The organism is Dellaglioa sp. CoH-57-MRSF-22 (assembly GCF_056781895.1).
Genome location: NZ_JBXAXT010000226.1, coordinates 1 through 265, shown reverse-complemented (window position 1 = coordinate 265; position 265 = coordinate 1). Strand labels below are relative to the sequence as shown.

The window sequence follows — 265 nt, the reverse complement described above, 5'->3', positions numbered from 1 at the left end:
CAAGTTCTTTGAGGCAATCATCGCATGGCACGCATCGAATTCCTTGCGGCGCGGGCTGTACTGGCGCGGCAGACACCTGGGCTTCCCAAGCGGATTCAGACCCATGTCTTCCCGGATTCGCTGCAACAAATCGATCGACTGCCACTGGTCGGCAACCATGCCCACCGCATTCGTATCGCGCGCCAACTTCAGAATCACGTTCAGGTAGATCAGGTTGAAGTTGACCTTCCTGCCGTCAAGTGGAATACATTCGAGGGCGGTGCCG

At 57.0% G+C, this 265-nt stretch carries 1 protein-coding gene; it reads right to left on the bottom strand.

The window, feature by feature from the left end; translation table 11 throughout:
- Positions 1-265, bottom strand: a 265-nt coding sequence (locus tag AC1RPR_RS08890; RefSeq protein WP_481763585.1) for a hypothetical protein, incomplete at both ends; no start/stop codon positions are given.